The organism is Mycolicibacter virginiensis (assembly GCF_022374935.2).
Taxonomy (GTDB): domain Bacteria; phylum Actinomycetota; class Actinomycetes; order Mycobacteriales; family Mycobacteriaceae; genus Mycobacterium; species Mycobacterium virginiense.
Genome location: NZ_CP092430.2, coordinates 2910936 through 2936071, shown reverse-complemented (window position 1 = coordinate 2936071; position 25136 = coordinate 2910936). Strand labels below are relative to the sequence as shown.

At 67.6% G+C, this 25136-nt stretch carries 28 protein-coding genes; 14 read left to right on the top strand and 14 right to left on the bottom strand.

Features of this window, described 5'->3' with window-relative positions:
• The first annotated feature begins 4 nt into the window (after positions 1–4).
• The 7 genes from MJO54_RS14170 to MJO54_RS14140 all read left to right on the top strand — a co-directional run bounded on the left by MJO54_RS14170 (position 5) and on the right by MJO54_RS14140 (position 8937).
• Positions 5–673 (top strand): class III extradiol ring-cleavage dioxygenase family protein, encoded by a 669-nt coding sequence (locus tag MJO54_RS14170; RefSeq protein ID WP_046285690.1) that lies wholly within the window; start codon positions 5–7, stop codon positions 671–673.
• Positions 670–1575 (top strand): tRNA (adenosine(37)-N6)-dimethylallyltransferase MiaA, encoded by a 906-nt coding sequence (miaA, locus tag MJO54_RS14165; RefSeq protein ID WP_046285682.1) that lies wholly within the window; start codon positions 670–672, stop codon positions 1573–1575. The genes MJO54_RS14170 and miaA overlap by 4 nt, the downstream gene beginning before the upstream one ends.
• 4 nt (positions 1576–1579) lie before the next feature.
• The gene (dapF, locus tag MJO54_RS14160) at positions 1580–2458 is read left to right on the top strand and encodes a diaminopimelate epimerase (RefSeq protein WP_046285689.1); all 879 of its coding nucleotides are present in this window, start codon (positions 1580–1582) and stop codon (positions 2456–2458) included.
• The gene (hflX, locus tag MJO54_RS14155) at positions 2455–3876 is read left to right on the top strand and encodes a GTPase HflX (protein WP_064888312.1); all 1422 of its coding nucleotides are present in this window, start codon (positions 2455–2457) and stop codon (positions 3874–3876) included. Before dapF ends, hflX begins: the two co-directional genes overlap by 4 nt.
• 212 nt (positions 3877–4088) lie before the next feature.
• Entirely contained in the window at positions 4089–5459 is a 1371-nt protein-coding gene (locus tag MJO54_RS14150; protein ID WP_240175104.1) for a DEAD/DEAH box helicase, read from the top strand.
• An 81-nt stretch (positions 5460–5540) separates the two neighbouring features.
• Positions 5541–6701: an acyl-CoA dehydrogenase family protein gene (locus MJO54_RS14145; RefSeq protein ID WP_046285680.1), complete on the top strand. Its 1161-nt coding sequence runs from the start codon at positions 5541–5543 to the stop codon at positions 6699–6701.
• Between the two features lie 238 nt (positions 6702–6939).
• Positions 6940–8937: an LGFP repeat-containing protein gene (locus tag MJO54_RS14140; RefSeq protein ID WP_234821511.1), complete on the top strand. Its 1998-nt coding sequence runs from the start codon at positions 6940–6942 to the stop codon at positions 8935–8937.
• Here MJO54_RS14140 and MJO54_RS14135 read toward each other — a convergent pair whose 3' ends face one another.
• Both MJO54_RS14135 and lexA read right to left on the bottom strand, forming a co-directional pair.
• A complete protein-coding gene (locus MJO54_RS14135; RefSeq protein ID WP_065152414.1) occupies positions 8938–9390 on the bottom strand; it encodes a nuclear transport factor 2 family protein in 453 nt (150 codons plus the stop codon).
• A gap of 2 nt (positions 9391–9392) precedes the next feature.
• Entirely contained in the window at positions 9393–10079 is a 687-nt protein-coding gene (gene lexA, locus MJO54_RS14130) for a transcriptional repressor LexA (protein ID WP_046285678.1), read from the bottom strand.
• A 213-nt stretch (positions 10080–10292) separates the two neighbouring features.
• Between lexA and MJO54_RS14125 the strand changes: the two genes are divergently transcribed.
• The 3 genes from MJO54_RS14125 to MJO54_RS14115 all read left to right on the top strand — a co-directional run bounded on the left by MJO54_RS14125 (position 10293) and on the right by MJO54_RS14115 (position 11924).
• Positions 10293–10793, top strand: coding sequence for a LysM peptidoglycan-binding domain-containing protein (locus MJO54_RS14125; RefSeq protein ID WP_105294927.1), 501 nt, complete (start codon positions 10293–10295; stop codon positions 10791–10793).
• Positions 10794–10938: 145 nt separating this feature from the next.
• Entirely contained in the window at positions 10939–11403 is a 465-nt protein-coding gene (gene nrdR, locus MJO54_RS14120) for a transcriptional regulator NrdR (protein ID WP_046285677.1), read from the top strand.
• 35 nt (positions 11404–11438) lie between these two features.
• Positions 11439–11924, top strand: coding sequence for a peroxynitrite isomerase (locus MJO54_RS14115; RefSeq protein ID WP_046285676.1), 486 nt, complete (start codon positions 11439–11441; stop codon positions 11922–11924).
• An 8-nt stretch (positions 11925–11932) separates the two neighbouring features.
• Here MJO54_RS14115 and MJO54_RS14110 read toward each other — a convergent pair whose 3' ends face one another.
• The gene (locus tag MJO54_RS14110; RefSeq protein ID WP_046285685.1) at positions 11933–12910 is read right to left on the bottom strand and encodes a proteasome assembly chaperone family protein; all 978 of its coding nucleotides are present in this window, start codon (positions 12908–12910) and stop codon (positions 11933–11935) included.
• A gap of 173 nt (positions 12911–13083) precedes the next feature.
• Complete coding sequence (gene sthA, locus MJO54_RS14105) at positions 13084–14499, bottom strand: Si-specific NAD(P)(+) transhydrogenase (protein ID WP_046285675.1); 1416 nt, start codon at positions 14497–14499, stop codon at positions 13084–13086.
• A 141-nt stretch (positions 14500–14640) separates the two neighbouring features.
• Here sthA and MJO54_RS14100 point away from each other — a divergent pair, with 141 nt between their 5' ends.
• Positions 14641–15696: a DUF4192 domain-containing protein gene (locus tag MJO54_RS14100; RefSeq protein WP_046285674.1), complete on the top strand. Its 1056-nt coding sequence runs from the start codon at positions 14641–14643 to the stop codon at positions 15694–15696.
• 80 nt (positions 15697–15776) lie between these two features.
• Here MJO54_RS14100 and MJO54_RS14095 read toward each other — a convergent pair whose 3' ends face one another.
• From MJO54_RS14095 to MJO54_RS14085, 3 genes are all read right to left on the bottom strand, one after another.
• Complete coding sequence (locus MJO54_RS14095; RefSeq protein WP_065152416.1) at positions 15777–16469, bottom strand: iron-dependent transcriptional repressor DtxR; 693 nt, start codon at positions 16467–16469, stop codon at positions 15777–15779.
• Positions 16470–16619: 150 nt separating this feature from the next.
• Positions 16620–17585 (bottom strand): sigma-70 family RNA polymerase sigma factor, encoded by a 966-nt coding sequence (locus MJO54_RS14090; protein ID WP_036458705.1) that lies wholly within the window; start codon positions 17583–17585, stop codon positions 16620–16622.
• 128 nt (positions 17586–17713) lie between these two features.
• Positions 17714–18139, bottom strand: a complete 426-nt coding sequence (locus MJO54_RS14085) for a DUF3099 domain-containing protein (protein ID WP_046285839.1) — start codon at positions 18137–18139, stop codon at positions 17714–17716.
• Between the two features lie 65 nt (positions 18140–18204).
• On the opposite strand from MJO54_RS14085, the gene MJO54_RS14080 reads away from it, so the two are divergent.
• Entirely contained in the window at positions 18205–18444 is a 240-nt protein-coding gene (locus tag MJO54_RS14080) for a DUF3039 domain-containing protein (RefSeq protein WP_036458716.1), read from the top strand.
• Here MJO54_RS14080 and MJO54_RS14075 read toward each other — a convergent pair.
• On the bottom strand, positions 18431–19387 hold the full coding sequence (locus MJO54_RS14075; protein WP_046285838.1) for a YihY/virulence factor BrkB family protein: 957 nt from the start codon (positions 19385–19387) through the stop codon (positions 18431–18433). The genes MJO54_RS14080 and MJO54_RS14075 overlap by 14 nt on opposite strands.
• Positions 19388–19461: 74 nt before the next feature.
• Positions 19462–19656: a DUF7455 domain-containing protein gene (locus tag MJO54_RS14070; RefSeq protein WP_046285837.1), complete on the bottom strand. Its 195-nt coding sequence runs from the start codon at positions 19654–19656 to the stop codon at positions 19462–19464.
• A gap of 119 nt (positions 19657–19775) precedes the next feature.
• Here MJO54_RS14070 and MJO54_RS14065 point away from each other — a divergent pair, with 119 nt between their 5' ends.
• The gene (locus MJO54_RS14065; RefSeq protein ID WP_046285836.1) at positions 19776–20141 is read left to right on the top strand and encodes a DUF952 domain-containing protein; all 366 of its coding nucleotides are present in this window, start codon (positions 19776–19778) and stop codon (positions 20139–20141) included.
• Here the strand turns inward: MJO54_RS14065 and MJO54_RS14060 are convergent.
• The 5 genes from MJO54_RS14060 to cei all read right to left on the bottom strand — a co-directional run bounded on the left by MJO54_RS14060 (position 20092) and on the right by cei (position 24657).
• On the bottom strand, positions 20092–20379 hold the full coding sequence (locus MJO54_RS14060; RefSeq protein ID WP_046285835.1) for a hypothetical protein: 288 nt from the start codon (positions 20377–20379) through the stop codon (positions 20092–20094). The two genes, MJO54_RS14065 and MJO54_RS14060, sit on opposite strands and share 50 nt — an antisense overlap.
• Positions 20380–20417: 38 nt before the next feature.
• On the bottom strand, positions 20418–21494 hold the full coding sequence (locus MJO54_RS14055; protein ID WP_105294928.1) for a methyltransferase: 1077 nt from the start codon (positions 21492–21494) through the stop codon (positions 20418–20420).
• An 11-nt stretch (positions 21495–21505) separates the two neighbouring features.
• Complete coding sequence (locus MJO54_RS14050; RefSeq protein WP_046285840.1) at positions 21506–22981, bottom strand: RNA polymerase sigma factor; 1476 nt, start codon at positions 22979–22981, stop codon at positions 21506–21508.
• A 186-nt stretch (positions 22982–23167) separates the two neighbouring features.
• Positions 23168–23980 carry a polyphosphate--glucose phosphotransferase gene (gene ppgK, locus MJO54_RS14045; RefSeq protein WP_046285833.1) on the bottom strand — a complete coding sequence of 271 codons (813 nt, stop codon included), beginning with the start codon at positions 23978–23980 and terminating at the stop codon, positions 23168–23170.
• A gap of 26 nt (positions 23981–24006) precedes the next feature.
• Positions 24007–24657: an envelope integrity protein Cei gene (cei, locus tag MJO54_RS14040; RefSeq protein WP_240175103.1), complete on the bottom strand. Its 651-nt coding sequence runs from the start codon at positions 24655–24657 to the stop codon at positions 24007–24009.
• 170 nt (positions 24658–24827) lie between these two features.
• Between cei and MJO54_RS14035 the strand changes: the two genes are divergently transcribed.
• Positions 24828–25130 (top strand): DUF4193 domain-containing protein, encoded by a 303-nt coding sequence (locus tag MJO54_RS14035; protein WP_013829371.1) that lies wholly within the window; start codon positions 24828–24830, stop codon positions 25128–25130.
• Positions 25131–25136 lie beyond the last annotated feature (6 nt).

The window sequence follows — 25136 nt, the reverse complement described above, 5'->3', positions numbered from 1 at the left end:
TGCCGTGCTGGGACCGATAGCGATCATGCCGTCGGCGCCGGTGCTGGTGCCCGAGCTGGCCGGCACCGCCGCCGAAGCCGCCGAATTGCGGGCCGCCGCGCTGACCGCGGCCCGGGCGCTGCCGGCGCGCTGGGTGGTCCTCGGGGCCGGGCCGGATGCGGTGTACGGGACCGAGAGCACCGGCACCTTCGCCGGATTCGGCGCCGATGTCGCGGTGCGGCTGTCACGGGACGCCCAGCAACCCGTCGATCTGCCGTTGACCGCGTTGGTCGCCGGCTGGGTGCGCGGTCAGGTCGCACCCGATGCCGAGGTGGTGGTGCACTGCTGCGCCGACCCGGACGCGGCGCTGGCCACCGGCAGGCGCGTGCGCGCCGCGATCGACGAAGGCGGCGAGCTCACCGGGGTGTTGCTGGTGGCCGACGGCGCCAACACCTTGAGCCCGACCGCCCCAGGCGGATACCAGCCGGACGACGTCGAGTGCCAGCGCGTCCTCGACGATGCGCTGGCCGGCGGCGATGTCGCCGCACTGACCGGATTGCCGCCGCGGGTCATCGGCCGGGCGGGGTTCGCGGCTCTGGCCGGGCTGGTTGGGACCGCACCGCGCGAGGTCACCGAGCTCTACCGCGACGCACCGTATGGAGTCGGCTACTTCGTGGGGGTCTGGCAGCCGTGAGGCCGATCGCGGTCGTCGGGCCCACCGGGACGGGCAAATCACAACTGGCGCTGGACCTGGCCGCACGGCTGGGCGGCGAGATCGTGAACGCCGACGCCATGCAGCTCTACCGCGGCATGGACATTGGCACCGCCAAACTGCCCCCGGGGGAGCGTGGCGGCATTCCGCATCACCAACTCGACGTGCTCGATGTCGTCCAGACCGCGACGGTGGCCCGCTATCAGCAGGCCGCTGCGGCGGACGTCGAGGCGATCATGGACCGCGGCGCGGTGCCGATCATCGTGGGCGGCTCGATGCTCTACCTGCAGGCCCTGCTCGACGACTGGTCGTTCCCGGCCACCGATCCAGCGGTGCGGGCCCGCTATGAGCAGCGGCTGGCTGAGGTCGGGGTGGCCGCCATGCATGCCGAACTGGCCGGCGCCGACCCTGCCGCCGCCGCGGCGATCCTGCCCAGCGACGGCAGGCGGATCGTGCGGGCCCTGGAAGTGGTGGAACTGACCGGGCAACCGTTCGCCGCGTCTGCGCCCACCATCGGAGCGCCGCGCTGGGACACGGTGATCCTCGGATTAGACTGCGACACAGCCATTCTCGATGAGCGACTGGCCGTCCGCACCGACACGATGTTTGCCCAGGGGCTGGTCGCCGAAGTTCAGGGACTGCTTCAGGCGGGGCTGCGGGACGGGGTCACCGCCGCCAGAGCGCTGGGCTACGCCCAGGTGATCGCCGAGCTCGATGCCGGAGGCGACGGTGCCGGCGCCCAGGAACCGACGTTCATCGGAACCCGCCGCTACGTGCGTCGGCAGCGATCCTGGTTCCGTCGCGATCATCGCACCCAATGGCTCGATGCTGCCGGCGGCGGTCTGCTCGACGCGGCACTGGCCGCGGTGCGGCACGTATCCTGAGCACATGCTTTTCGCCAAGGGCCACGGCACCCAGAACGACTTCGTGTTGCTGCCGGACCTGGACGCGGCACTGGAGTTGACCCCGGCCGCGGTGGCCGCGCTGTGCGACCGCCGCCGCGGCCTGGGCGCCGACGGTCTGTTGCGGGTGACCACCGCCGGTGCGGCGGCGAGCGCCGGGGTGCTCGACCAGCTGCCCGAGGGAGTCGCGCCCGGCGACTGGTTCATGGACTACCGCAACGCCGATGGCTCGGTGGCCGAGATGTGCGGCAACGGAGTCCGGGTATTCGCGCACTATCTGCGCGCCGCGGGCCTGGAATCGGCCGACGAATTCGTCGTCGGCTCACTGGCCGGGCCGCGACCGGTGATCGTGCACCACGCTGACGACGTGCACGCCGAGGTCACCGTCGACATGGGCAAGCCGAACCTGCTCGGGAGCTCCGGACCGGCATTCGAGGCACTGGTCGGGGGGCGGCGCTTCGCGGGCCTGGGCGTCGACGTGGGCAACCCACACCTGGCCTGTGTGGATGCGGGACTGTCCGAGGCCGATCTGGCCGCCCTTGATGTCGGTGCGCCAGTGACGTTCGACACCGCCCAGTTCCCGAACGGGGTGAACGTGGAGATTCTGACCGCTCCGCGTGACGGCGCGGTCGCGATGCGGGTGCATGAGCGCGGTGTCGGTGAGACCCGCTCATGCGGCACCGGCACGGTGGCCGCCGTCGTGGCGGCCCTGGCGCACACCGGCGCTTCGACCGGCACGCTGCGCGTCGACATCCCCGGCGGACAGGTCAGCGTCACCGTCACCGAGGCCGGCAGTTACCTGCGCGGCCCGTCGGAACTGGTGGCCCGTGGCGACATCGCACCTCGGTGGTGGGCGGCGCAGTGAGCTATCCCGATTCGAGGCCGCAGCCCAGCACCGGTGAGCTGAACCTCGACGACCGCGCAGCGCTGCGCCGTGTTGCCGGGCTCTCCACCGAACTCGCCGACATCTCCGAGGTCGAATACCGCCAACTGCGCTTGGAACGGGTGGTGCTGGTCGGGGTATGGACCGAGGGCACTTCGGCCGAGGCCGACGCCAGCATGGTGGAACTTGCGGCGCTGGCCGAAACCGCCGGCTCGGAAGTGCTCGAGGGTCTGATCCAACGTCGTGACCGGCCCGATCCGTCCACCTACATCGGTTCGGGCAAGGCCCAAGAGTTGCGGGAGATGGTGCTGGCGACCGGCGCCGACACCGTCATCTGCGATGGCGAGTTGTCCCCGGCGCAGTTGAACGCGCTGGAAAAGGCGGTCAAGGTCAAGGTGATTGACCGCACCGCGCTGATCCTCGACATCTTCGCCCAGCACGCCACCAGCGCCGAAGGCAAGGCGCAGGTGGCGCTCGCGCAGATGCAGTACATGCTGCCGCGGCTGCGCGGCTGGGGTGAGTCGATGTCACGGCAGGCCGGTGGGCGGGCCGGCGGCGCCGGCGGTGGGGTGGGAACCCGCGGTCCCGGTGAGACCAAGATTGAGACCGACCGGCGCCGGATCCGGGAACGGATGTCCAAGCTGCGCCGCGAGATCAAGGCGATGAAGCAGGTGCGTGACACCCAGCGCAGCCGCCGTCGGCACAGTGACGTCCCTTCGGTGGCGATCGTCGGCTACACCAACGCCGGCAAATCCAGCTTGCTCAACGCGCTGACCGGCGCGGGAGTCCTGGTTCAGGATGCGCTGTTCGCCACATTGGAACCCACCACGCGCCGTGGGCAATTCGATGATGACCGCCCTTTTGTGTTGACCGACACAGTCGGTTTCGTGCGGCATCTGCCCACCCAATTGGTGGAGGCGTTCCGTTCCACGCTGGAGGAAGTCGCCGACGCCGATCTGCTGGTGCATGTGGTCGACGGATCCGATCCGGCGCCACTGGCGCAGATCAGCGCGGTGCGTGAGGTGATCTCGGAGGTCATCACCGAACACGATTCTGGCCCGGGTGGTCAGCGTGCTCCGGAACTGTTGGTGGTCAACAAGATTGACGCCGCTGGCGATCTCGCGTTGGCCCAGTTGCGACGCGCCTTGCCCGAAGCGGTGTTCGTCTCGGCGCACACCGGTGAGGGCATCGACGCGCTGCGCCAACGGATGGCGCAGTTGGTGGCGCCGGTCGACACCGCGGTCGATGTCGTCATCCCTTACGGTCGTGGCGATTTGGTGGCGCGAGTGCATGAGCACGGTCGGGTGCAGCAGGCCGAGCACGGCGAGGGCGGAACCCGCATCCGCGCGCGGGTTCCCGCGGCATTGGCAGCCAGTCTGCGGGAGTTCGCCGCATTTTAGGCATTGCCGCACCGGTGCGATAGGCTGGTGCTCACGCGTCGTGGAACGCTTACTCACCGTCGTCCGGCCCCTGATGCCGATTCAGCTGGCGTGTGAAGCTCTTCTCGCGGCGATCGCTATTGCCAACAGGCAATCTCGCCAACTCTGTGTTGCAGACAGATCGGTCCGCCTTGACGGCCGCTGTGGCACAGCCGATGCCGGAAAGGCATGTCATGACCACCAATTCATTCGCCGAACTAGGCGTGCCCGCTGCACTTGTCAGTGTGCTCGCCGACCGCGGTATTGCTGCTCCCTTCCCGATTCAGGTCGCGACCCTGCCGGACAGTCTGGCCGGCCGTGATGTGCTCGGCCGGGGCAAGACCGGCAGCGGCAAGACGCTGGCCTTCTCGCTGCCGCTGGTGGTTCGGCTGGCCGGCGAGAAGCGGCGCCCGGCCCGGCCGACCGGCCTGGTGCTGGCACCCACCCGGGAGCTGGCCACCCAGATCGCCGCGACGCTGGAACCGTTGGCGGCCGCCAGTGGGTTGAAGGTGACCACCATCTTCGGCGGCGTGTCGCAGAACCGTCAGGTGGCCGCACTCAACGCAGGCGCCGACATCGTGGTGGCCTGCCCGGGCCGGCTCGAGGACCTGATGAAGCAGCGGCTGATCACGCTGGACGCGGTACGCGTCAGCGTGCTGGACGAAGCCGACCACATGGCCGACCTCGGCTTCCTGCCCGGAGTCACCCGCATTCTGGCCGCGACCGCCGAAACCGGTCAGCGACTGCTGTTTTCGGCAACACTGGATAATGGAGTCGACAAGCTGGTTCGGCGTTTCCTGCGCAATCCGGTGTCGCACTCCGTCGATGAACTCGACGCGCCGCCTCCGGCGATGACCCATCACGTGTTCCACGTCTCCGGGCTGCAGGACAAGAAGGACCTCGTGCAGCTGCTCGCGTCGGGCACTGGGCGGCGAATCCTGTTCTTGCGGACGAAACATCAGGCCCGGAAATTGGCCCGTCAGCTCACCGAGTCAGGTGTGCCGTCGGTCGATCTGCACGGCAACCTTTCCCAGCCCGCCCGCGAGCGCAATCTCGCGGCGTTCGCCGGCGGAGACGTTCGGGTTCTGGTGGCCACCGACATCGCCGCCCGCGGCGTCCACGTCGATGAGGTAGAGCTGGTGGTCCACGTGGACCCGCCCGCCGAGCACAAGGCTTATCTGCACCGTTCCGGGCGTACGGCACGCGCCGGCAGCGCCGGCGACGTCGTCACCGTCGTCCTGCCCGAGCAGCGCAGAGAGACCCAGGTGCTGCTGCGTCGCGCGGGAATCAGCGTCGCGCCACAGCAGGTGGCCGCCGATTCCGCGTTGGTGCTCGAGTTGGTGGGGGAGGTGGCGCCGCTGCGGGCGCCCGCCCCGGTGGCCCCCAAGGCCGCCCCGCCGGCACGCGCCAAGACATCGCCGGGCCAGACTTCGCCGGGCCAGTCCGGCCGCCCGCGGCGCCGTCGTGGCGGCGGCGGCGCTGCGCAGCCGGCTCCGCAGGCCGATGGCAGGCGCCGGCAGCGGGGCGGTGCCGCATCGCGTCGACAGGGTGGGGTCGCGCGCTAACGCCGACACCCACCACCGCGTCGCCCAACCATCCGGTTGGTCTATTCTCGTCGGAAAGATCAGTCGACCGGAGGTCAGGCAATGAGTGCCGCAATCAAGTACCAGCGAACCCTGTTCGAGGCCGAACACGAGCTGTTCCGGGAGTCGTTCCGCGCCTTCCTGGACCGCCACGCCGCGCCTTACCAGGAGGAGTGGGAGAAGGCCAAGATCGTCGACCGCTCGGTGTGGCTGGAGGCCGGCAAACAGGGTTTCTTGGGCATGGCGGTGCCCGAGGAGTACGGCGGCGGCGGCAACCCGGACTTCCGGTACAACACGATCATCACCGAGGAAGTCACCGCGGGCCGCTACAGCGGGTTGGGTTTCAGCCTGCACAACGACGTCTGCGCGCCGTATCTGCTGGAGCTGTGCAACGAGGAGCAGAAGCAGCGCTGGCTGCCGAAGTTCTGCACCGGTGAGCTGATCACCGCGATCGCCATGACCGAGCCGGGTACCGGCAGCGACCTGCAGGGCATCAAGACCCGCGCGGTCCGTCAAGGTGACCACTATGTGCTCAACGGTTCCAAGACGTTCATCACCAACGGCATCCACTCCGACCTGGTGATCGTCGTCGCCCAGACCGACCCGGACAAGGGCGCGCAGGGCTTCTCGCTGCTGGTCGTGGAGCGCGGGATGGAGGGCTTCGAGCGCGGCCGCCACCTGGACAAGATCGGTTTGGACGCCCAGGACACCGCCGAGCTGTCCTTCACCGACGTGCACGTCCCGGTGGAGAACCTGCTCGGCGAGGAGGGCAAGGGCTTCATCTATCTGATGCAGAACCTGCCGCAGGAGCGGATCTCGATCGCGATCATGGCCGCCGGGGCGATGGAGGCGGTACTGGAGCAGACGATCCAGTACACCAAGGAGCGCAAGGCGTTCGGCAAGCCGATCGGCAGTTTCCAGAACAGCCGGTTCCTGCTGGCCGAGCTGGCCACCGAGGCCACCGTGGTGCGGATGATGGTCGACGAGTTCGTGAAGCTGCACCTGGACAAGAAGCTGACCGTCGAGCAAGCCGCGATGGCCAAGTGGTACTCGACCGAGAAGCAGGTGCACCTGATCGATCGCTGCCTGCAGCTGCACGGTGGATACGGCTACATGCGCGAATACCCGGTCGCGCGGGCTTATCTGGATGCCCGCGTTCAGACCATTTACGGCGGCACGACCGAGATCATGAAAGAGATCATCGGCCGCAGCCTCGGCGTCTAGCCGAGGCAATCGGGAACGATCTGGCGCCCTAGCGGGGCGCTGCCAGGGGCGCTACCTGCATGTTTGGTAGCGCCCCTCGTTCCGTTGAGGGCAGGGGCTTCTGCATCATTTCCGCATCGGCTGGGTATCTGTTTCCGCAATATCGATGACTTGGCTTCGAAACTCGGGCCGATTGCGGGAAAGTCTATGCCGGAAACATTTGCGTCGATAACGTCGATAAAGATGCCTGGGAGGGCTGGTGACTAGTCGGAAAGATCGGTTCGGCAAGACGGCGGTGCGCATGGCGCTCGGCCTGGCGGCGACGGTCACCGTGCTCTTGTCGGTGCAGACCGCTGCGGCGACGCCCGACAGCGATGCCCACGACGCCATCACGGCGGCATGGCAGGCGGCTGGCGGCGACGGATCGCCGCTGGGTGCCCCCAAGGGGGACGTGCACCCGGCCGGTGTCGGATTCGCCCAGGACTTCGCCGGCGGCACCATCTTCTTCACCCCGGAGACCGGCGCTAAGGCGCTCTACGGCGCGATCCTGGACAAGTACGAGGCACTGGGCGGTGCGGCTGACAACGGCCTCGGCTTCCCCAGCAGTGACGAGGTTCCTGGGCTGGTCCCCGACAGCCGGGTGGCCATCCTGTCCGGCGCCGACAACCCGGTGATCTTCTGGACGCCTGAGCACGGCGCTCATGTGGTGCGCGGGCCCATCAACGCCGGCTGGGACAAGCTGGGCAGCTCCACCGGAGCGCTCGGGGTCCCGGTCGAGGACGAGAGCTACGACGGCGCTGTCGTCACCCAGAAGTTCAGCGCCGGGACGCTGTCCTTTGACAGTGCGACCAGGACGTTCACCACGGTTCCACCGGAGCTGGCGGCGCAGCTGGCCGACGTGCAGGCCCAGGTCGACGCTACCGCGGCCATCGATCAGGCCTGGCGCAGCGCCGGCGGACCCGCCGGGGCCCTGGGGGCCAAGCAGGGCGACCAATACGCCGTCGGCGACGCCGGCGGCGTGGGACAGGACTTCGCCCACGGCAAGGTCTTTTTCAGCCCGGTGACCGGAGCCAATGCGGTTCTAGGCGACGTGCTGGCCAAGTACGACTCGCTGGGCGGCCCGGCCGGTAGCGACCTGGGTTTCCCGATCACCGGCACGGTTGACGGAGCGATCTCGGGCAGCAAGTTCAATTCGTTCGCCGCCGACGACGAGCCGGTGATCTTCTTCAGCCCCGACAACGGCGCCTTCGTGGTGCGCGGGGCGATGAAGTCGGCCTGGGACAAGCTCGACGGGGCTTCCGGAAAGCTGGGCGCCCCGGTGGGTGATCAGACCGTCGAAGGTGACGTGGTGTCGCAGAAGTTCACCGGCGGATCGATCGCCTGGAATCAGGCGAGCAACACCTACAGCAGCGAACCCGCCGAGTTGGCGCAAGCGTTGTCGGGCCTGCAGATTCCCGGGACGAACCTGCCCGACGGCAGCAAGTCGACAGCGACTGGCGCAGCCAAGGAAACACACTGGAACTGGATGTGGGTGCTGATCCCGGTTGTGGTGCTGGCGGTGCTGGGCGCCCTCGCCGGGGCTGCGATGTGGTGGCAGCGGCGTCGGCCGGCCGCTGTGCTGCCGGGTTCACCGGTGGCCGTGCCGGCCCCGGTCGCCGACGACTACGACGACGATGACGAGCAGTGGGCCCACCACGACCACCGCGAAGATCACCGCGAGAATGAGGGCACCGTCCGGCTGCCGAGTCGCTACGGCGCCTCCACTTCGCCGTACGCGTCCGAGCCTGAACTGCCCGTCTCTTCGATTCCGGATGCGCCGTGGCTGCACTACGGCGAGCACGAGAGCGAGGCGGAGGTCGACGACGATGACGACACCGACACCGCCCCCACCCGGGTGGTGACCGAAGAAGAGTTCGGCACCGGCCGGCATGCCGTGGGGCACGGCGGTACCGGGGCGGACCCACGCGGGTTCGGCGCTGTCGCAGAACCCCGCAGGTTCGGCGGTGGCACGGACACCCGCACCTTCGGAGGTGGCGGCGAACCGCGCAACTTCGGCATCGACGAATCGGTGCACCCGGTGATGCACCTGCCGCTGGACGACCCGTACCAGCAGCCGAACGGCTACCCAATCAAGGCGAACATCGGCTCGGGGCTCTACTACACCCCGCAGAACGCGCTGTATGACGACACTCTCGCCGAGATCTGGTTCGCCACCGAGGATGCGGCGCGGCTCAACGGTTTCACCAGGGCCGGCTGATCACCGCAGCGGCAGCGGCAGGTCGCGTTCGCCCTGCGGGCGCGGGCCGAAGAGGCGCCGCTGCGCCGCGGTGATCGGGATGTCGTTGATGCTGGACTCGCGGCGGCTCATTCGGCCGTCGGCGGCGAACTCCCACAGCTCGTTGCCGTAGCTGCGCCACCACTGGCCGTCCTTGTCGCAGCATTCGTACTGATAGCGCACCGCGATTCGGTTGTCCTGGTAGCACCACAGCTCTTTGCGTAGCGCGTAATCGCGTTCGGCCGCCCACTTGCGTCGCAGAAATGCTTCGATTTCCGCGCGCCCGGTGAGGAATTCGTCCCGATTACGCCACACCGAGTCCTCGGTGTAGGCCAGCGCCACCCGTGCGGGATCCCGGGTGTTCCAGGCGTCCTCGGCGGCCTGCACCTTGTGTCGCGCCGACTCCGTATCGAACGGTGGGCACGGCGCGAACATGATCAGACCTTGCGGATGACGGTGACGACCTTGCCCAGCACCACCGCATCGTTGCCGGGTATGGGATCGAAAATGGGGTTGTGCGGCATCAGCCAAACCTGACCGCCGGTGCGTTTGAACGTCTTGACGGTCGCCTCGCCATCGATCATGGCGGCCACGATGTCGCCGTTGTCGGCGACGTTCTGCTGGCGCACCACAACCCAGTCGCCGTCGCAGATCGCGGCGTCCACCATCGATTCGCCGACCACCTTGAGCAAGAACAGCTCGCCTTCACCGACCAGCTCGCGGGGGAGCGGGAAGACATCCTCGACGGCTTCCTCGGCCAAGATCGGTCCGCCGGCCGCAATCCGGCCCAGAACCGGAATGAAAGCGGGCTCGGGAAGCGCATCCGAACCGGCGAACTCGGTGCGTTGCGCGGCCTCGACGGCGCCGGTGATGTCGTCCTGGCCACGGACGTCGACCGCGCGGGGACGGTTGGGGTCACGGCGCAGATAGCCCTTGCGTTCGAGCGTACGCAGCTGGTGAGCAACCGAGGAGGTCGAGGTCAGCCCGACGGCGTCGCCGATCTCGCGGATGCTCGGCGGGTAACCCCGCTCGTTCACCGAAGCGCGGATGACGTTCAGGATCGTGCGCTGCCTGGCGGTCAGCGCTGAGTCCGGACCAGCCGGGTTACTGCTGCTGTCACTCATGGAGGCGAATCTAGTCGCATAGCTGCGATTAATCAAACATGTGTTCGAGGTGTGTCGCGCGGGCGTTCGAAAGCGCCGGCGACTTGTCGGACCCCTTCGCTAATGTTTTCGACAACGATTCGATCACGTGTTCGGACATCGAACATACAATCGATTAGTATTCGAACAGTCGAGCGAACAGGGTCGCCGACGCCGAGTGAGGGAGAACCGCACATGATGCTCATCGAGACGATCGCCCCGACGTTCGAGCCGGACCGCAACGAGCGGGTCCAGCTGCATCGCGGTCCGCGGACCTCAGGGCGGGCTTACCCGATCCGCACTCAGCCGGCGCGGCTGGTCCGGCCGCGGCCGGGCGGCGCTGCGCTGCGGCACCGCGGTTCCGGGGTGCTGATGTCCCGTGCGCCGCACCGGCCGAAGCCCGTCAAGGCCATCACTCCGGCGACCACCGTCGTGCTGGCTCTGGTCGCCGCCGGGATCACCGTGTGGCTCGGACTGATCGCTCAGTTCGGCGCGGCAGCAGCCGGCGGTGCCTCCGCGGTGCCCGACCAGCTCGGCGTGGTGCGTGTCCAGAGCGGCGAGAGCTTGGCGCACCTGGCGGCCCGCGTCGCACCGGACGCGCCGGCCGGACAGGTCATCGAGCGCATCCGCGAGCTCAACAGCCTGGAGTCGGTGGCCCTGGACGCCGGCCAGACGCTGATCGCCCCGCTGGGCTGAGGTCGCCGTGTCGGTTCGGCCGCCGCTTGCGGCCACTGCGCAGCGCCGCCGACAACCCGCGCAGGTACGCTCGCAGTTGTCCCAATGGCCCGCGGTGTCCCAGTTGTCTGAGGGTGCGGGTTCCCGGCACGGCGAAGGAGCGGCAATGCACTGCCCGTTTTGTCGCCATCCAGACTCCCGGGTGGTGGATTCCCGCGAAGCCGATGAAGGCCAGGCGATTCGCCGCCGTCGGTCCTGCCCGGAATGCGGGCGCCGTTTCTCCACGGTGGAGACCGCAGTGTTGGCCGTGGTCAAACGCAGCGGCGTCACCGAGCCGTTCAGCCGGGAGAAGGTCATGCGCGGCGTGCGCCGGGCCTGCCAGGGCCGCCAGGTCGATGACGATGCGCTGAATCTGCTGGCTCAGCAGGTGGAAGACGCTGTGCGAGCGGCAGGTTCGCCGGAGATTCCCAGCCACGAGGTGGGGCTGGCGATCCTGGGCCCGCTGCGCGAGCTTGACGAGGTGGCCTACTTGCGATTCGCCTCGGTGTACCGGTCCTTTTCGTCGGCCGCCGACTTCGAGCGGGAGATCGAGGCCCTGCGCGAACACCGCGAGATGCCCAGCACCAGTTGAGCCGTGCGGGCGTCACCGCGCACTACTCTGGCGGCATGGCACCCGAGTTGCATCCGAACCTTGTGGAGCTGGCCCCACTGTTGGGCACCTGGTCAGGCCGGGGATCCGGGGTGTATCCCACGATCGCGTCATTCGACTACCTCGAAGAGGTGGTGTTCTCACACGTCGGCAAGCCGTTCCTGGTGTACGGCCAGAAGACCAAGTCGCCCGCCGAGGGCCTGCCCCTGCATGCCGAGACCGGCTACCTGCGGGTGCCGCAGCCTGGGCAGATCGAGTGGGTGCTGGCGCACCCCAGTGGCATCACCGAAATCGAGGTAGGCAGCTACACGGTCACCGCCAACGGCGTGGACCTGCAGATGTCCGCACCGACGATCGGGCTGGCACCGACGGCCAAGGAAGTGACCGTCCTGAGCCGCCGTTATCGCCTCGACGGCGATGAGTTGTCCTACACGCTGGACATGGGCGCAGTCGGCCAACCCGCCCAGAACCACCTCACCGCCACGCTTCGTCGAACCGGGTAGCCCGGATCTCAGTCGTCGCCGTCGAGGTTCTTCTTCGCTTCCTGTGCCAGGAATCGCTCGAACTCGGCACCGAGCTCGTCGGCGCTGGGCAGCTCCTCGTCGCGGGACAGCAGCGAGCGATTCTCCTGGGCGGTGATGAATGCGTCGTACTGGCGTTCCAGGGCCGTCACCACTTGGGCCACTTCGGCGCTCGCTTCGACCTGCTGGTCGATCTTGGCCCGGATCTCGGCCGCGGAGTCACGGAGGTCGCTCAGCGGCAGCTCCAGCGCGCCGGTCTGGGCGGCCTGCTTCAGCAGCGCCTCGGCAGCCTCGGGGTAGTCGGTCTGGGCCACGTAATGCGGCACATGCACCGTGAAGCCGACGACCTCATGGCCGTGCTGAGCCATCCGGTACTCCAGCAGGTTGGACGCGCTGCCGGGAACCTGAACCTCGGTGATCCACGGGGTGAATTCGCTGATCAGGTCGCGATTGTTGGAATGTGCGGTCAGCGTCACCGGCCGGGTGTGGGGGACCGCCATCGGGATGGTGCCCAAGCCGATGGTCCGGCGCACCCCGAGCTGCTCGGCCAACAGTCGCACCGCGGTGATGAACCGCTCCCACTTCAGGTCGGGCTCCATGCCCGCCAACAGCAGAAACGGCGTGCCCGCAGTGTCCCGCAACGCGTGCAGGCTCAGCTCGGGTTCGGTGTAGTGGGTGAAATGGTCGGATTTGAACGTCATCAGCGGCCGCCGTGAGCGGTAGTCGAGCAGGTCATCGATCGCGAACGACGCCACCAACTCACTGTCCAGCTTGCTCTTGAGGTGCTTGGCGGCCAGCCGGATCGCGTGGCCGGCGTCGGAGAAGCCCTCCAGGGCGTGGATCAGGACCGGTCCCTCGCCGTCCGCCGACATCAGCTGCGGCGCCGGCACCTCCAGCTCGTACATGCCGCTCTGCTCGACCTGATAGTGCCGGTCCCGGTCGGGACCGTTGTCCGGGTAGTCGGCCATCGCCTTCGCCTCCTCGTTGTGCAGATCGCAATGGATCGCACCGTCCATTTTCCCCCACCGGGGCCGCACGCCGAAAACGGTGCGCGCATGTGCTGCACAACGTACGGGGGCACGGTCGGAATTCCGCGGCGCCGTGGCGTTCGCTGAGCGAGGAAAATGTCTCCGGCGGCGCCTCAGCTGCGGAATTGCTGTAGGGCCCGCATTTTATTCATCACGTCCAATGCGGCGTTCTTGTATGCCTCGGAGAACGTCGGGTAGTTGAACACCGCGTCCACCAGGTATTCCACCGTGCCGCCGCATCCCATGACGGCCTGGCCGATGTGCACCATCTCGGTCGCGTTGGTGCCGAAGATGTGCACGCCGAGCAGCGTCAGGTCGGTGGTGGATACCAGCAGCTTGAGCATGCCGTAGGAGTCCCCGGCGATCTGGCCGCGGGCCAGCTCCCGATACCGGGCCACCCCTACCTCGTAGGGGATCGCGCTGCGGGTCAGTTCCAATTCGGTCGCCCCCACATAGGAGACCTCCGGGATCGAATAGATCCCGATCGGCTGCAGGTCAGTGATCCCATCGGTCGGCTCGCCGAACGCGTGATAGGCGGCCAGTCGGCCCTGTTCCATCGACGTCGCCGCCAGGGCCGGGAAACCGATCACATCACCGACGGCATAGATGTGCTCGACCGAGGTCTGGAACATATCGTCGACGACGATGCGGCCCCGCTCGTCGGTGGCCAGGCCGGCCTTGGCCAAGTCGAGGTGGGCGGTGTGGCCTTGGCGGCCGGCCGAATACATCACCGTCTCGGCGGGGATCCGCTTGCCGCTGGCCAACGTGGTGACGGTGCCGCTGGAGCTGACGTCGACAGCGGTCACCTCTTCGCCGAACCGGAAGGTGACGGCCAGGTCGCGCAGGTGAAAACGCAGGGCTTCGACGACCTCCGGGTCGCAGAACTCCAGCATCGAGTCTCGTTTCTCCACCACCGTCACCCGGGTGCCCAGCGCGGCGAACATCGAGGCGTACTCGATGCCGATCACACCGGCGCCGACGACCACCATCGAGGCCGGGATGAATCGCAGGTCGAGGATCCCGTCGGAGTCGAGGACGCGCTCCTCATCGAATGTGACGCCGGCGGGGCGGACCGGTTTGGTTCCGGTAGCGATGACGACGTAGTCGGCTGTGACGGTTGTCGTTTCGTTGCCGTTCTGTCCCTCGATGAGGATTGTGTGGGGGTCGATGAAACGTCCGTGGCCGACCAACAAGTCGACTCGGTTGCGCATCAGTTGACTACGCACCACCTCCACTTCTCTGCTGATCACATGCTGGGTGCGTGCGAGCAGATCGGTGGGGGTGATCTTGTCCTTCACCCGGTAGCTGGCGCCGTACAGGTCGCGCTGATTCATCCCGGTCAGATAGATCACGGCCTCGCGCAGGGTCTTCGACGGAATGGTGCCGGTGTTGACACAGACCCCACCGATCATGCGACCGCGTTCGACCAAGGCGACAGATTTGCCGAGTTTGGCCGACGCGATGGCGGCCTTCTGTCCGCCTGGGCCCGAACCGATCACGATGACGTCGTATTCCCTCTTTGAATCCATGACACAGACACTTACGCGCTTTCGGCTTGTCCTGCATCTCGAAGGCGCATCGATGCACAGTTGCGGGTCTATCCACAAAGCGAGGGCCTGCGCGGAGCCGGTGCGCCCTCGATGACGGTGACGGTCGTCACCGTTGTTCCCATGACAACCAAGCAACCGGAATTCACGCTGAATCGGCCCGGAGCCCTCATCGCTGCGCTGCCTGCCATCTTGGGCTTCGTGCCCGAGAGATCCCTGATCCTGGTGGCGCTCGACGGGGGCGAACTGGGCTCGGTGCTGCGGGTCGATCTGTCCGACGCACTCGTTGACACCGTGGGCCGGCTCGCCGACGTGGCCGCGGCCGCTGCCCCGGCCGCAGCCATCGCGGTCATCGTCGACGCTGCGGGGGCGCGCTGCCCGGTCTGTAACGACCAGCACCGCCGGCTGATCACCGCGCTGGGCGAGGAGTTGTCGGGCCACGACATCGTGCTGCTCGGCGCGCACGTCGTGGACCAGGTGGCCCACGGTGGGCGGTGGCACTGCGTCGACGGGTGCGGCGTCGGAGGCCCGGTCGACGACCCGGAGGCGTCGCCGCTGGCAGCCGCCGCGGTGCTGGAGGGTAGGCGGCTGTACGCCCGGCGAGCCGATCTGCAGGCGGTCATCACCCCAGATGACGCGGCCCGCTGTGCGGCGGTGGCCGCGGCGATCGACGACTGTGCGGCGCAGTGGGCGGTGGGGGAGGGCGATGCCCGGGATCGGGCTCGCCGCGACGTTGAGCAGGTGCTGGCTGCCGTCGTAGCGCTGGCGGGGGGCCGGGAGCCCACCGTTGCGGAGTTGGCCCGGCTCGGGTGCCCGCTCACCGACGTCCTTGTCCGGGACACCCTGTGTGCGTTGGCAATCGGCGAGCGCGCAGATGAAGCCGAGCGGCTTTGGTCAGCGTTGGCCCGGGTCTTGCCCGAGCCGTGGCGGGCCGAGGCCTTGGTCCTGCTGGCGTTCAGCGCCTACGCGCGTGGCGATGGCCCGCTGGCCGGGGTATCACTGGAAGCCGCTCTGCGTGGCAAGCCCGCGCATCGGATGGCGGGCCTGCTCGACACCGCTTTGCAGTCCGGTCTGCGGCCCGAACGCATCCGCGGACTGGCGGACACCGGTTACCGGCTGGCCCAGCAGATCGGGGTGCAGCTGCCGCAGCGGCAGGGCTTCGGTCAGCAAGCCGGCTGAGGCCGGCGGTCCAGCGAGGTTCGACGGAGGAGAGGCGAAGCCGGGACCGCCGCATGAGCCCCAGCTGGCTCGCGGGGCGCTCAGACCTTCTGCACCTTCACGGCATGCGCCATCTCGTAGGGCAGGCTGACGTCGGTGTGGCCGGGGATCACGATGGTCACGCCGTCGTCGCCATCGGCCTGCACGGTCACCCTGGCGTTGGGCACCACACCGGCCTCCTTGAGCCGAGTGATCAGGTCGATGTCGCCCTGGACATGCTCGGTGAGCTGGCGCACCACCACGGCCACCGGGGAACCGGCCGGCAACTCGGTCAGTCGCACCAGGTCGGAATCCCAACCGGCGGCGTCCGCTCCGAAGCCGAGGTCCGGCAGGCCGGGGATGGGGTTGCCGAACGGCGAGGTGGTCGGGTTGTCGAGGACCTGAACCAGGCGTCGCTCGACGTCCTCGCTCATCACGTGTTCCCAGCGACAAGCCTCGGCATGCACCTCTTCCAGCGGCAGCCCGATGATGTCGACGAGCAGGCGTTCAGCCAGCCGGTGCTTGCGCATCACCGACACAGCCAGGGTGCGGCCCTTCTCGGTCAGTTCGAGGTGACGGTCGCCGGCCACTTTGAGCAAGCCGTCGCGCTCCATCCGGGACACCGTCTGGCTGACGGTCGGACCACTTTGCTCCAGTCGCTCGGCTATCCGCGCACGCAGCGGGGTGACACCCTCTTCCTCAAGGTCGTAGATCGTCCTGAGGTACATCTCGGTGGTATCAACCAGGTCATTCATTCGGCACCTTCCGTCGCAGCCGAGTCTACTTCGGCAGCCAAGGAGACGGTTAGCGAGCGACGTTCGGCGCTTCGGCGACAAACCACGTCCGGCGGGCCACCGAGATCGGCGGCCCGCCGGAGCGGGGGACAGGCGGGCCCGAGCCCGCTGTCAGCTGGCGTATGAGCGCAGGCGGTCGGCGCGCTCGCCGTGGCGCAGCTTGGCCATCACCTCGCGCTCGATCTGGCGGACCCGCTCGCGCGACAGCCCGAACAGCTTGCCGATCTGGTCCAGCGTGCGGGGCTGGCCGTCGTCGAGGCCGAACCGCAGCCGGATCACCTGGTGCTCGCGTTCGTCGAGGGTGGCCAGCACACTGCGGATGTCGGTGTGCAGCAGCTCGGAGATCACCGCGTTCTCCGCCGACATCGCCTCGGAGTCCTCGATGAAGTCGCCCAGCGGAGCCTCCTCGTCGGAGCCGACCGGCATATCGAGGCTGACCGGGTCGCGGCTGTGCTCGAGCAGGTCGTTGATCTTCTCCGCTGGGATGCCGGACTCGGCGGCGAGCTCCTCATCAGTGGCCTCGCGGCCCAGCTGCTGGTGCATTTCCCGCTTGATCCGGGCCAGCTTGTTGACCTGCTCCACCAAGTGGACCGGCAGCCGGATGGTGCGGCTCTGATCCGCCATCCCGCGGGTGATGGCCTGGCGGATCCACCAGGTCGCATAGGTGGAGAACTTGAAACCCTTTGCGTAGTCGAACTTCTCCATGGCGCGGATCAACCCCAAGTTGCCTTCCTGGATCAGGTCCAGAAGTGGCATGCCCCGGCCGGTGTAGCGCTTGGCCAGTGAGACCACCAGGCGCAGGTTGGCTTCCAGCAGGTGCCGGCGGGCGGCTTCGCCGTCTCGTACCACCGCGGCGAGCTCGCGCTTGCGCTTCTCGCCGAAACGCTTGCGGGTGTCGAGCAGGTGCTGGGCGTACAGTCCGGCCTCGATCCGTTTGGCAAGCTCTACCTCATCGGCGGCATTGAGCAACGCTGTCTTGCCGATCCCGTTGAGGTACACCCGCACTAGATCTGCGGCTGGGCTCTGCGCGTCCAGATCGCCGTCGATCCGACTGGTGGTGGCATCTGCCTTTGCCATTGCGGCCTCCCGTTGATCGGCTTCTGCTGTCACACGTGTCAACGCCCGACATGCGTGCAGAGTTCCCGGCCGATCGCTTTTCCACACCACTTGACGTGCGGAAATACGGCAATGACTTTGAGAATGTGCTAAGAACCGGTACCGTACGGCGCTTCGCCGGCGGTACTGCCGCCCGATTCCGGGCGCTTCGGCCGCTCCAGGGCCGGACGGGTGCCGGTGGGGAACAGCGGAGTGTGAGTGGGTGCCGCCTCATAGCGGCGGGGCTCCTCCGCGGTCCGGGGAGGCCGATCGTTGGCAATAAGTACAGCCATCCACGGAAGCGGGATCGACGCCACCAGAATCAGCACGGAGATCAGGCCGTTGTGCCATATTCCGTAGGCGATCGCGGCCAGGATCAGGGCAGGCACCCGGAACGCCATCAAGGTCAGGTACTTGCGTACCCGTTCGCGGTGCTGCTGCTCGAAGGACGGGGCAGCCGCGGTGATCAGGACCGGTCGGCCGTCGTCGTCGAAACCCAGCTCGGGGCCGTGCTTCATTACTCCACTGTCCCACACGAGCGATTCGGTGGCACCAGGGGTTTTGGATCAACTCCAGTTCTGGGCACAATGGGGAGATGGGCATACAGACCGACACCCTCGAGCGCACCGATTCCGAGGAACGCGTCGATGACGGGACCGACGGCGACACCCCGAAATACTTCCATTACGTCAAGAAGGACAAGATCGCCGAGAGCGCGGTCATGGGAACCCACGTGGTGGCGCTGTGCGGCGAGGTCTTTCCGGTGACCAAGTCGGCCAAGCCGGGCTCCCCGGTCTGCCCGGACTGCAAGAAGATCTACGCCACTCTCAAGCAGGCTTGACCGGCTCGGTGTCATTGCGGGTCTGGGCCGGCTGGCCGGCCCGTGACACCACCCACCTACGCAGCTGGTGCAGGTGAGTGGCCTGCGCGGGCCACTCCTCTTGGACCGCGGCGTTCAGCTCTGCGCCCAGCATGATGGCGAAGCCCAGCAGGAACGCGAACAGCAGGAAGGCGATCGGCGTCGCCAACGCCCCGTAGGTGTAGCCGGTGCTGGTGATGTAGCGCAGGTAGATCCGCAGGCCCATCGTCGCCACGACGAACACCGTGGTGGCCAGCAGTGCGCCGAACACCAGCCGATGTGAGGGTAGGGGTTTGGGCAGCGACACCCGGTAGAGCACCGTCACCGCCAGTAGTAGGCCCAGCACCAAGGCTGGGTAATAGCCGAACCGCAGCACGTCGGTCCACCGGGCCGGGAGGTGCTCGGCGACCGCGTGCGGCCCGAGTGCGGCCAACGGCGCGGTGGCCACCGCGATCACCAACATCGCGACGTAGAGACCCAACGCGAAGAAGCGTTGCCGCACCGGATGCCGCAGCGGAGTCTGATCGTGCGCCTCGACCACCGAGTCGACGAACGCCGAGATCGCCGAGGAGCCGGCCCACAACGAGATCACGAATCCCAGCGAGACCACCTCGCCGCGGGCATTGGCCACGATGTCCCGCACGGTCGGCTCGATGATCTCCACCACGACGTTCTTCGAGAAGAAGCTGCTGGCCATGCCGATCAGCCGGTCCTGGATGGTGGCCAGCGTGTCCGGCCCGAACAGCGGCGCCACGTAGGACAGGCTTCCCAGCATCCCCAGCAGCAACGGCGGCAGGGACAACACCGACCAGAATCCCGCCTGTGCCGATTCGGCGAAGATCGAATCGTCCCAGCTCTTGACCAGCGTGCGACGTGCAATGCGGAGCAGGTGATGACGGGAAGGTTTGGGGATCTGGTCAGTCATGACCAGCCCAGCATTCCTGACGGGTGCTGCTATTGCACAATCGCGCAGACGGGCGTGTTGCGTGCCGGCTCCGGTTACGCCTCAGTCGCCGCGCTGACCTGAATCACGGCGGCCAGCTCGATCAGCTTGGCTTCGTGCTCGTTGGCGTGGTGCTGGCAGAAAAGAAGTTCGGCACCGGAGGGCAGCGTGGCTCGTACCCGTGCGGCGGCTCCGCACCGGTCGCATCGATCAGCCCGAGTGAGTTCAGGACTGGTCAGAGTCGCGTTCATGGGCTCCTCCGTTCTCGCGGTTGTTCTCAAGTGTGTCAGACGCTTGCGCGTTCGGCGTTGTTCCCCCGTTCGGCTGTGTCGTGTCTCACCCCGGCAGCCGGTGCGGCAGGATCGGTGCCATGACACGATCGCCGATCCCGTCCGACGCGCTGGTGCACCTGTGCAGTGCCGGCGACTGGGCGCGCGCGCAGGCGTCCGGGGAGCTGCGTCCGGAGTCGTTGGACACCGTGGGATTCGTGCACATGTCAACCCCGCAACAGGTGCACCTGCCCGCGAACCGGCTGTATCGGGGCTGCACGGATCTGGTGTTGCTGCAGGTGGATCCGGCTAGGGTCGGCGCGCCGGTGCGCTGGGAGCCGGGCGTACCGAGCGATCCGGCGGCCATGCTGTTCCCGCACCTGTACGGGCCGTTGCCCGTTGAGGCGGTGATCGGTGTCAGTGATTATCGGCCGGGCCCGGACGGTGTGTTCGCTCCGGCCGATTGAGGTTGAACGGGGTCGTCGGCTTGGCTGCCGACGCCCGGGTGAGTTCGCTACGAGCGAACGCGGTTTGCGCCTTGTTGATCAAAATCGCGGGCACTCGTGGCCAGGCGGCGGCGACCGCGTTGATCGCGTCGCACACAGCAGGATTCAGATCGGCCTCGGGCGGCACCCGATGGCCGTGGGTGGCGGCACGCTTCAACAACGCGGCGAAAGTCACCTGCGACGCGTCATCGGTCGGCATGCTGGGCGATCCTACGCCGCGGCGAAGACGTCGGCGCCCTAGACCGCTCGGGCCTCGATGATCGCCAGGGGGCTGGTGGTCGGAATCACGCGCTGCAACTCGAATCCCGTCTGGGACAGCAACTCGGAGTACTCGCGCCGCGTGCGTTCCTGTCCACCGGCGGCAACCAGCATCTCCAGGTCGAGAACCAGCCCGAGGTGGGCAGGCGCGCCCTCGGGCAACACCATTTCGAACAGCAGCACCTTGCCGCCGGGCGCGATGGCGGCCCGGACATTGCGCAGAATCGCCAACGACTGCTCGTCGTCCCAGTCGTGGATGACGGTCTTGAGTAGATAGGTGTCGCCGCCGGCGGGGACTGACTCGAAGAAGGACCCACCGTGCAGATCACAGCGTGACGCTACGTCCGCCACCGTCGCGCCCGCGCCAGCGACCACCTGCGGCAGGTCGAACAGCACGCCGCGAGCATCCGGCGTCTGACGCAGCACCGCGGCCAGTAGTGCGCCGTGGCCGCCGCCCACATCCACGATCAGCTTACTGGCGCTGAAATCATATGCGGGAACAGCGCTTTCGATTGCCATAGCGGAAGCGCCGGTCATGGCATCGTTGAAGACCCGCGCCAGCTCAGGGTTGGTGTCGGTGTAGGAAAAGAACGACATTCCGCGAACCTTGCTGACGGCGGTTTCACCCGTCCGTACGGAGTGCTCCAGGTTCGACCAGTGTTCCCGGTGCGCCGGGTGGCCGATGAACGCGAGCATCGGGCCGACGCCGGCCGGGTTGTCGGAGACCAGTGCTCGTCCGGTACGGGTCAAGGCGAAGCGGCCATCGCGGCGCAACTTGAGCACCGAGTGGCTGGCGAGGGCGCGCATGAGCCGATAGGTGGCGCGCGGGTCGGTGCCCACTCGGTTGGCGACCTCGTCGGCGGTCAGCGGACCGGCACTGAGCGCGTCGGCGATTCCCAAGCGCACCGCGGCACTGAGCGCCTGGGTGAGCCAGCCGCCGAACCCGAGCTCCATGATGGCCACGGGGGCGGGGACGGTGGCCTGGCGCAGCCACTGCAGGCCACCGCGAAACGCGTTGATGGCACTGAGTACCGCCGCCGGGGGAGTTCTGGCCATATCGCTGCGCGCTAGTCGAGGTAGTCGCGCAGGACTTGGGACCGGCTGGGGTGCCGGAGTTTCGACATCGTCTTCGACTCGATCTGACGAATGCGTTCGCGGGTGACGCCGTAGACCTGGCCGATCTCGTCGAGGGTGCGCGGCTGGCCGTCGGTGAGGCCGAACCGCAGCCGCACCACGCCGGCCTCACGCTCGGAGAGCGTCTCGAGCACCGACTGCAGCTGGTCTTGCAGCAAGGTGAACGACACGGCATCGACGGCTACGACGGCTTCACTGTCCTCGATGAAGTCGCCGAGCTGGGAGTCGCCCTCGTCGCCGATGGTCTGGTCCAGCGAGATGGGCTCGCGGGCGTACTGCTGGATCTCCAGCACCTTCTCCGGGGTGATGTCCATCTCCCGGGCCAGTTCCTCGGGGGTGGGCTCGCGACCCAGGTCCTGCAGCAGCTCACGCTGGATGCGGCCGAGCTTGTTGATCACCTCGACCATGTGCACCGGGATACGGATGGTGCGTGCCTGGTCGGCCATGGCGCGGGTGATGGCCTGGCGGATCCACCAGGTGGCGTAGGTGGAGAACTTGTAGCCCTTGGTGTAGTCGAACTTCTCCACGGCGCGGATCAGGCCGAGGTTGCCCTCCTGGATCAGGTCCAGGAACGCCATCCCGCGGCCGGTGTAACGCTTGGCCAGCGACACCACCAGTCGCAGGTTGGCCTCGAGCAGGTGGTTCTTGGCGCGGTCGCCGTCGCGACAGATCCACGCCATGTCACGCCGGTAGGCGACCGCGAGCTTCTCGCCCTTTTCGGTGTGCTCGGCCATCTTCTGGGTGGCGAACAGACCGGCCTCGATCCGCTTGGCCAGCTCGACTTCCTCTTCGGCGTTGAGCAGCGCGACCTTGCCGATCTGCTTGAGGTAGGCCCGCACCGAGTCGGCCGAGGCGGTGAGTTCGGCGTCCTTACGGGCCTGCCGCAGCGCCTCGGATTCCTCTTCGTCCCAGACGAAGTCGCCGGACGCCTTGTCCTTCTCGCTGGGCTCGGCGATCTCGTCGTCTTCTTCGTCGCCCGCACTACCGGCGGCGACGGCGGCGGGACCCGGTGCGGCGTCGTCGCCGTCGCCATCCTCGAGATCGTCGATGGCCACGTCGGCGTCGTCGATGTCCTCGTCACCGGGCTCGCCGTCCAGCTCTACATCGGTGTCGAGATCCTCGGGTGCCAAGTCGGCGTCGGTGTTCTTCGCGCCGGCCTTGGTGGCCTTGGCGGCCTTCTTCGCCGGGCCCCGGGTCGACCGGGCCGCGGGCTTGGCTGCGCCGTCTGCGGCGGCGCCACGCGCCGTGGACTTGGTGGCCTTCTTGGCGGGCGCTGCCTTGGTGGCCTTGGCCGCGGTCCGCTTGGCGGGAGCCTTCGCAGGCGACTTCACGGCGGCTTTGGCGGGTGCCTTGGCGGCACTGCCCTTCTTGGGCTCCTCAGTCGCCGGCTGTGCCTTGCTCGCTGCCACGTCCACCCCTTCGGTCGGACTGACTTTCGGGTTGCAGCGTCGTGCGCAACCGAAAGTGTCGGGTATGTCGAATGTCGGCTCTATTTCAGTTGGTGATCAACTGGGATAGTCGCCGCTATCGGTTAGGCGGCCGCCGTCGACCATTGTAACGACAGGGTGAGGCGGTAATCGCCGAGCGGGCGTTATTCAGCGGGTCACGTCGGCCGATGACGCCATCGCGGCCCCGACAATCCCCGCGGTGTTCTGCAGTGTCGCGGCGACCACCGGGGTCCGGTTGCCCAGCAGTGGCACCCACCGGTCGGCTTTACGGCTGATTCCGCCCCCGACGATGATCAGGTCCGGGCAGAGCGCGTCCTCGATCGCCATCAGCACCATGGTCACCTGCTTGGCCCATTTCTCCATGGACCAGTTTTTGCGCTCCTTGACCGACGCGGCGGCCCGGTGTTCGGCTTCTTTGCCGCCCACCTCGATATGCCCGAGTTCGGTGTTGGGCAGCAGCTTTCCGTTGTGGATCACCGCCGAGCCGATCCCGGTTCCGAAGGTGAGCAACACGACCACGCCGCTGTTGTTCTTGCCTGCGCCGAACCGCTCCTCGGCCAGCCCGGCGGCGTCGGCGTCGTTGAGGATGACGATCTCCTGGCCGTCGAGTTCGGCGGCGATCGTCTCCTGCGCGTTCAGCCCGATCCAGGACTTGTCGACGTTGGCGGCAGTCTGCACAACACCGTTGACCACCACGCCTGGATAGGTGACCCCCAGTGGGCCGGTCCATCCGAAGTCCCGGACCACCGCGGCGACGGTCTGGGCGACCAAGACCGGTGTGGCGGGGCTGGGCGTGGGCAGCTTGAACCGCTCACCGATCAGCGCGCCGGTGTCCAGATCGACGACGCCGCCCTTGATGCCGCTGCCGCCCACGTCGACGCCGAAGCCCCGTCGCTGCCGCCGTGCACCGGCGATCGGACGGTCCTCGATCGGGGAGGGGACAGGGTCGGTGCCGGTCATCGGATCTCCTCTTCGGCGATCGGTCGTCAGCAGGTGCCGGAATGAATCTTGGTCAGCAGTGCGGGGTCGGGCAATCCGGTGGCGTCTGGACGCAGTCCGGCCAGCGCGGCCTCGATGTCATCGCTGTGGGAGAGGCTGACGAAGTCGCTGCCGACCGCCAGATCCACCGAGTCGTCGGGGCGGTCGTCGCGGAACAGTTCCGTGCACGGCGCCACCAACCACAGTGCTGCCGCCGCGGCTTGGCCCGCCGGGCCGAAGCGGATCTGGCCCTGGCAGTCCAGCCGGTCCTCGGCGTAGATGGGGTCGTTGGCGGCGGTCGGCTGCGCGAAGCCGTCGTCGCGCAGTGCGTCGGCGACATCGGCGGCCTGTCCGGCTCGGCCGCTGGCGTTGAGGACGCGGGCTTTGATGTCGGCCAGTTTGGCCGGGGTGGTGCTGATCATCGCGGCACGCGGCACCTGAGTGCCCAGCCGCGGCTGGGCGGGCTCGGTCGGCGCCGGCGGGGCATTGCACACCGCGACTTCATGGACGTCGGCCGGCCGGGTGAGTGCTACGCCCCATGCCACGGCGGTCAGTAATGCCAGAGCGGCCAAGGCGTAGGCGGCCGGTCGGTTGTTGCGTCGCCGGAACGGCCGACCGTGTTTGTCGAACTCGGAACCGGTAGTGATTTGCGCGACCACGTACGCACTCTAGAGGGCGCTCGCACCGACGATCACCGTGGTCAGGAATGTAATGTGACGTAAATCACAGTTGATCTGGCGGCGTTCCGGGCACGAATCATTTGGTGGATGCGTTCGACGCTGGTACAAAGCTCGCGCAGGGTTTCGAGGGGACTTGAGGGGAGAAGACCATGGCTACCGATTACGACGCCCCGCGGCGCACCGAGACCGACGACGTTTCCGAGGATTCGTTGGAGGAACTCAAGGCGCGGCGTAACGAGGCGCAGTCCGCTGTGGTCGACGTCGACGAGTCCGAATCGGCCGAGTCGTTCGAGCTGCCGGGCGCCGACCTGTCCGGTGAAGAGCTGTCGGTGCGTGTCGTGCCGAAGCAGGCCGACGAGTTCACCTGCTCGAGCTGTTTCCTGGTTCAGCACCGCAGCCGTCTGGCCAGCGAGAAGAACGGTGTGATGATCTGCACCGACTGCGCGGCCTGACCGGGC

What these genes read in the sequence shown, in the direction of transcription:
- dapF (WP_046285689.1), top strand. Translation starts at nt 1,580, where the DNA reads ATGCTTTTCGCCAAGGGCCACGGCACCCAGAACGACTTCGTGTTGCTG.
- MJO54_RS14150 (WP_240175104.1), top strand. Translation starts at nt 4,089, where the DNA reads ATGACCACCAATTCATTCGCCGAACTAGGCGTGCCCGCTGCACTTGTC.
- MJO54_RS14145 (WP_046285680.1), top strand. Translation starts at nt 5,541, where the DNA reads ATGAGTGCCGCAATCAAGTACCAGCGAACCCTGTTCGAGGCCGAACAC.
- MJO54_RS14135 (WP_065152414.1), bottom strand. Translation starts at nt 9,390, where the DNA reads ATGTTCGCGCCGTGCCCACCGTTCGATACGGAGTCGGCGCGACACAAG.
- lexA (WP_046285678.1), bottom strand. Translation starts at nt 10,079, where the DNA reads ATGAGTGACAGCAGCAGTAACCCGGCTGGTCCGGACTCAGCGCTGACC.
- MJO54_RS14125 (WP_105294927.1), top strand. Translation starts at nt 10,293, where the DNA reads ATGATGCTCATCGAGACGATCGCCCCGACGTTCGAGCCGGACCGCAAC.
- nrdR (WP_046285677.1), top strand. Translation starts at nt 10,939, where the DNA reads ATGCACTGCCCGTTTTGTCGCCATCCAGACTCCCGGGTGGTGGATTCC.
- MJO54_RS14115 (WP_046285676.1), top strand. Translation starts at nt 11,439, where the DNA reads ATGGCACCCGAGTTGCATCCGAACCTTGTGGAGCTGGCCCCACTGTTG.
- MJO54_RS14110 (WP_046285685.1), bottom strand. Translation starts at nt 12,910, where the DNA reads ATGGCCGACTACCCGGACAACGGTCCCGACCGGGACCGGCACTATCAG.
- sthA (WP_046285675.1), bottom strand. Translation starts at nt 14,499, where the DNA reads ATGGATTCAAAGAGGGAATACGACGTCATCGTGATCGGTTCGGGCCCA.
- MJO54_RS14100 (WP_046285674.1), top strand. Translation starts at nt 14,641, where the DNA reads ATGACAACCAAGCAACCGGAATTCACGCTGAATCGGCCCGGAGCCCTC.
- MJO54_RS14095 (WP_065152416.1), bottom strand. Translation starts at nt 16,469, where the DNA reads ATGAATGACCTGGTTGATACCACCGAGATGTACCTCAGGACGATCTAC.
- MJO54_RS14090 (WP_036458705.1), bottom strand. Translation starts at nt 17,585, where the DNA reads ATGGCAAAGGCAGATGCCACCACCAGTCGGATCGACGGCGATCTGGAC.
- MJO54_RS14075 (WP_046285838.1), bottom strand. Translation starts at nt 19,387, where the DNA reads ATGACTGACCAGATCCCCAAACCTTCCCGTCATCACCTGCTCCGCATT.
- MJO54_RS14070 (WP_046285837.1), bottom strand. Translation starts at nt 19,656, where the DNA reads ATGAACGCGACTCTGACCAGTCCTGAACTCACTCGGGCTGATCGATGC.
- MJO54_RS14065 (WP_046285836.1), top strand. Translation starts at nt 19,776, where the DNA reads ATGACACGATCGCCGATCCCGTCCGACGCGCTGGTGCACCTGTGCAGT.
- MJO54_RS14060 (WP_046285835.1), bottom strand. Translation starts at nt 20,379, where the DNA reads ATGCCGACCGATGACGCGTCGCAGGTGACTTTCGCCGCGTTGTTGAAG.
- MJO54_RS14055 (WP_105294928.1), bottom strand. Translation starts at nt 21,494, where the DNA reads ATGGCCAGAACTCCCCCGGCGGCGGTACTCAGTGCCATCAACGCGTTT.
- ppgK (WP_046285833.1), bottom strand. Translation starts at nt 23,980, where the DNA reads ATGACCGGCACCGACCCTGTCCCCTCCCCGATCGAGGACCGTCCGATC.
- MJO54_RS14035 (WP_013829371.1), top strand. Translation starts at nt 24,828, where the DNA reads ATGGCTACCGATTACGACGCCCCGCGGCGCACCGAGACCGACGACGTT.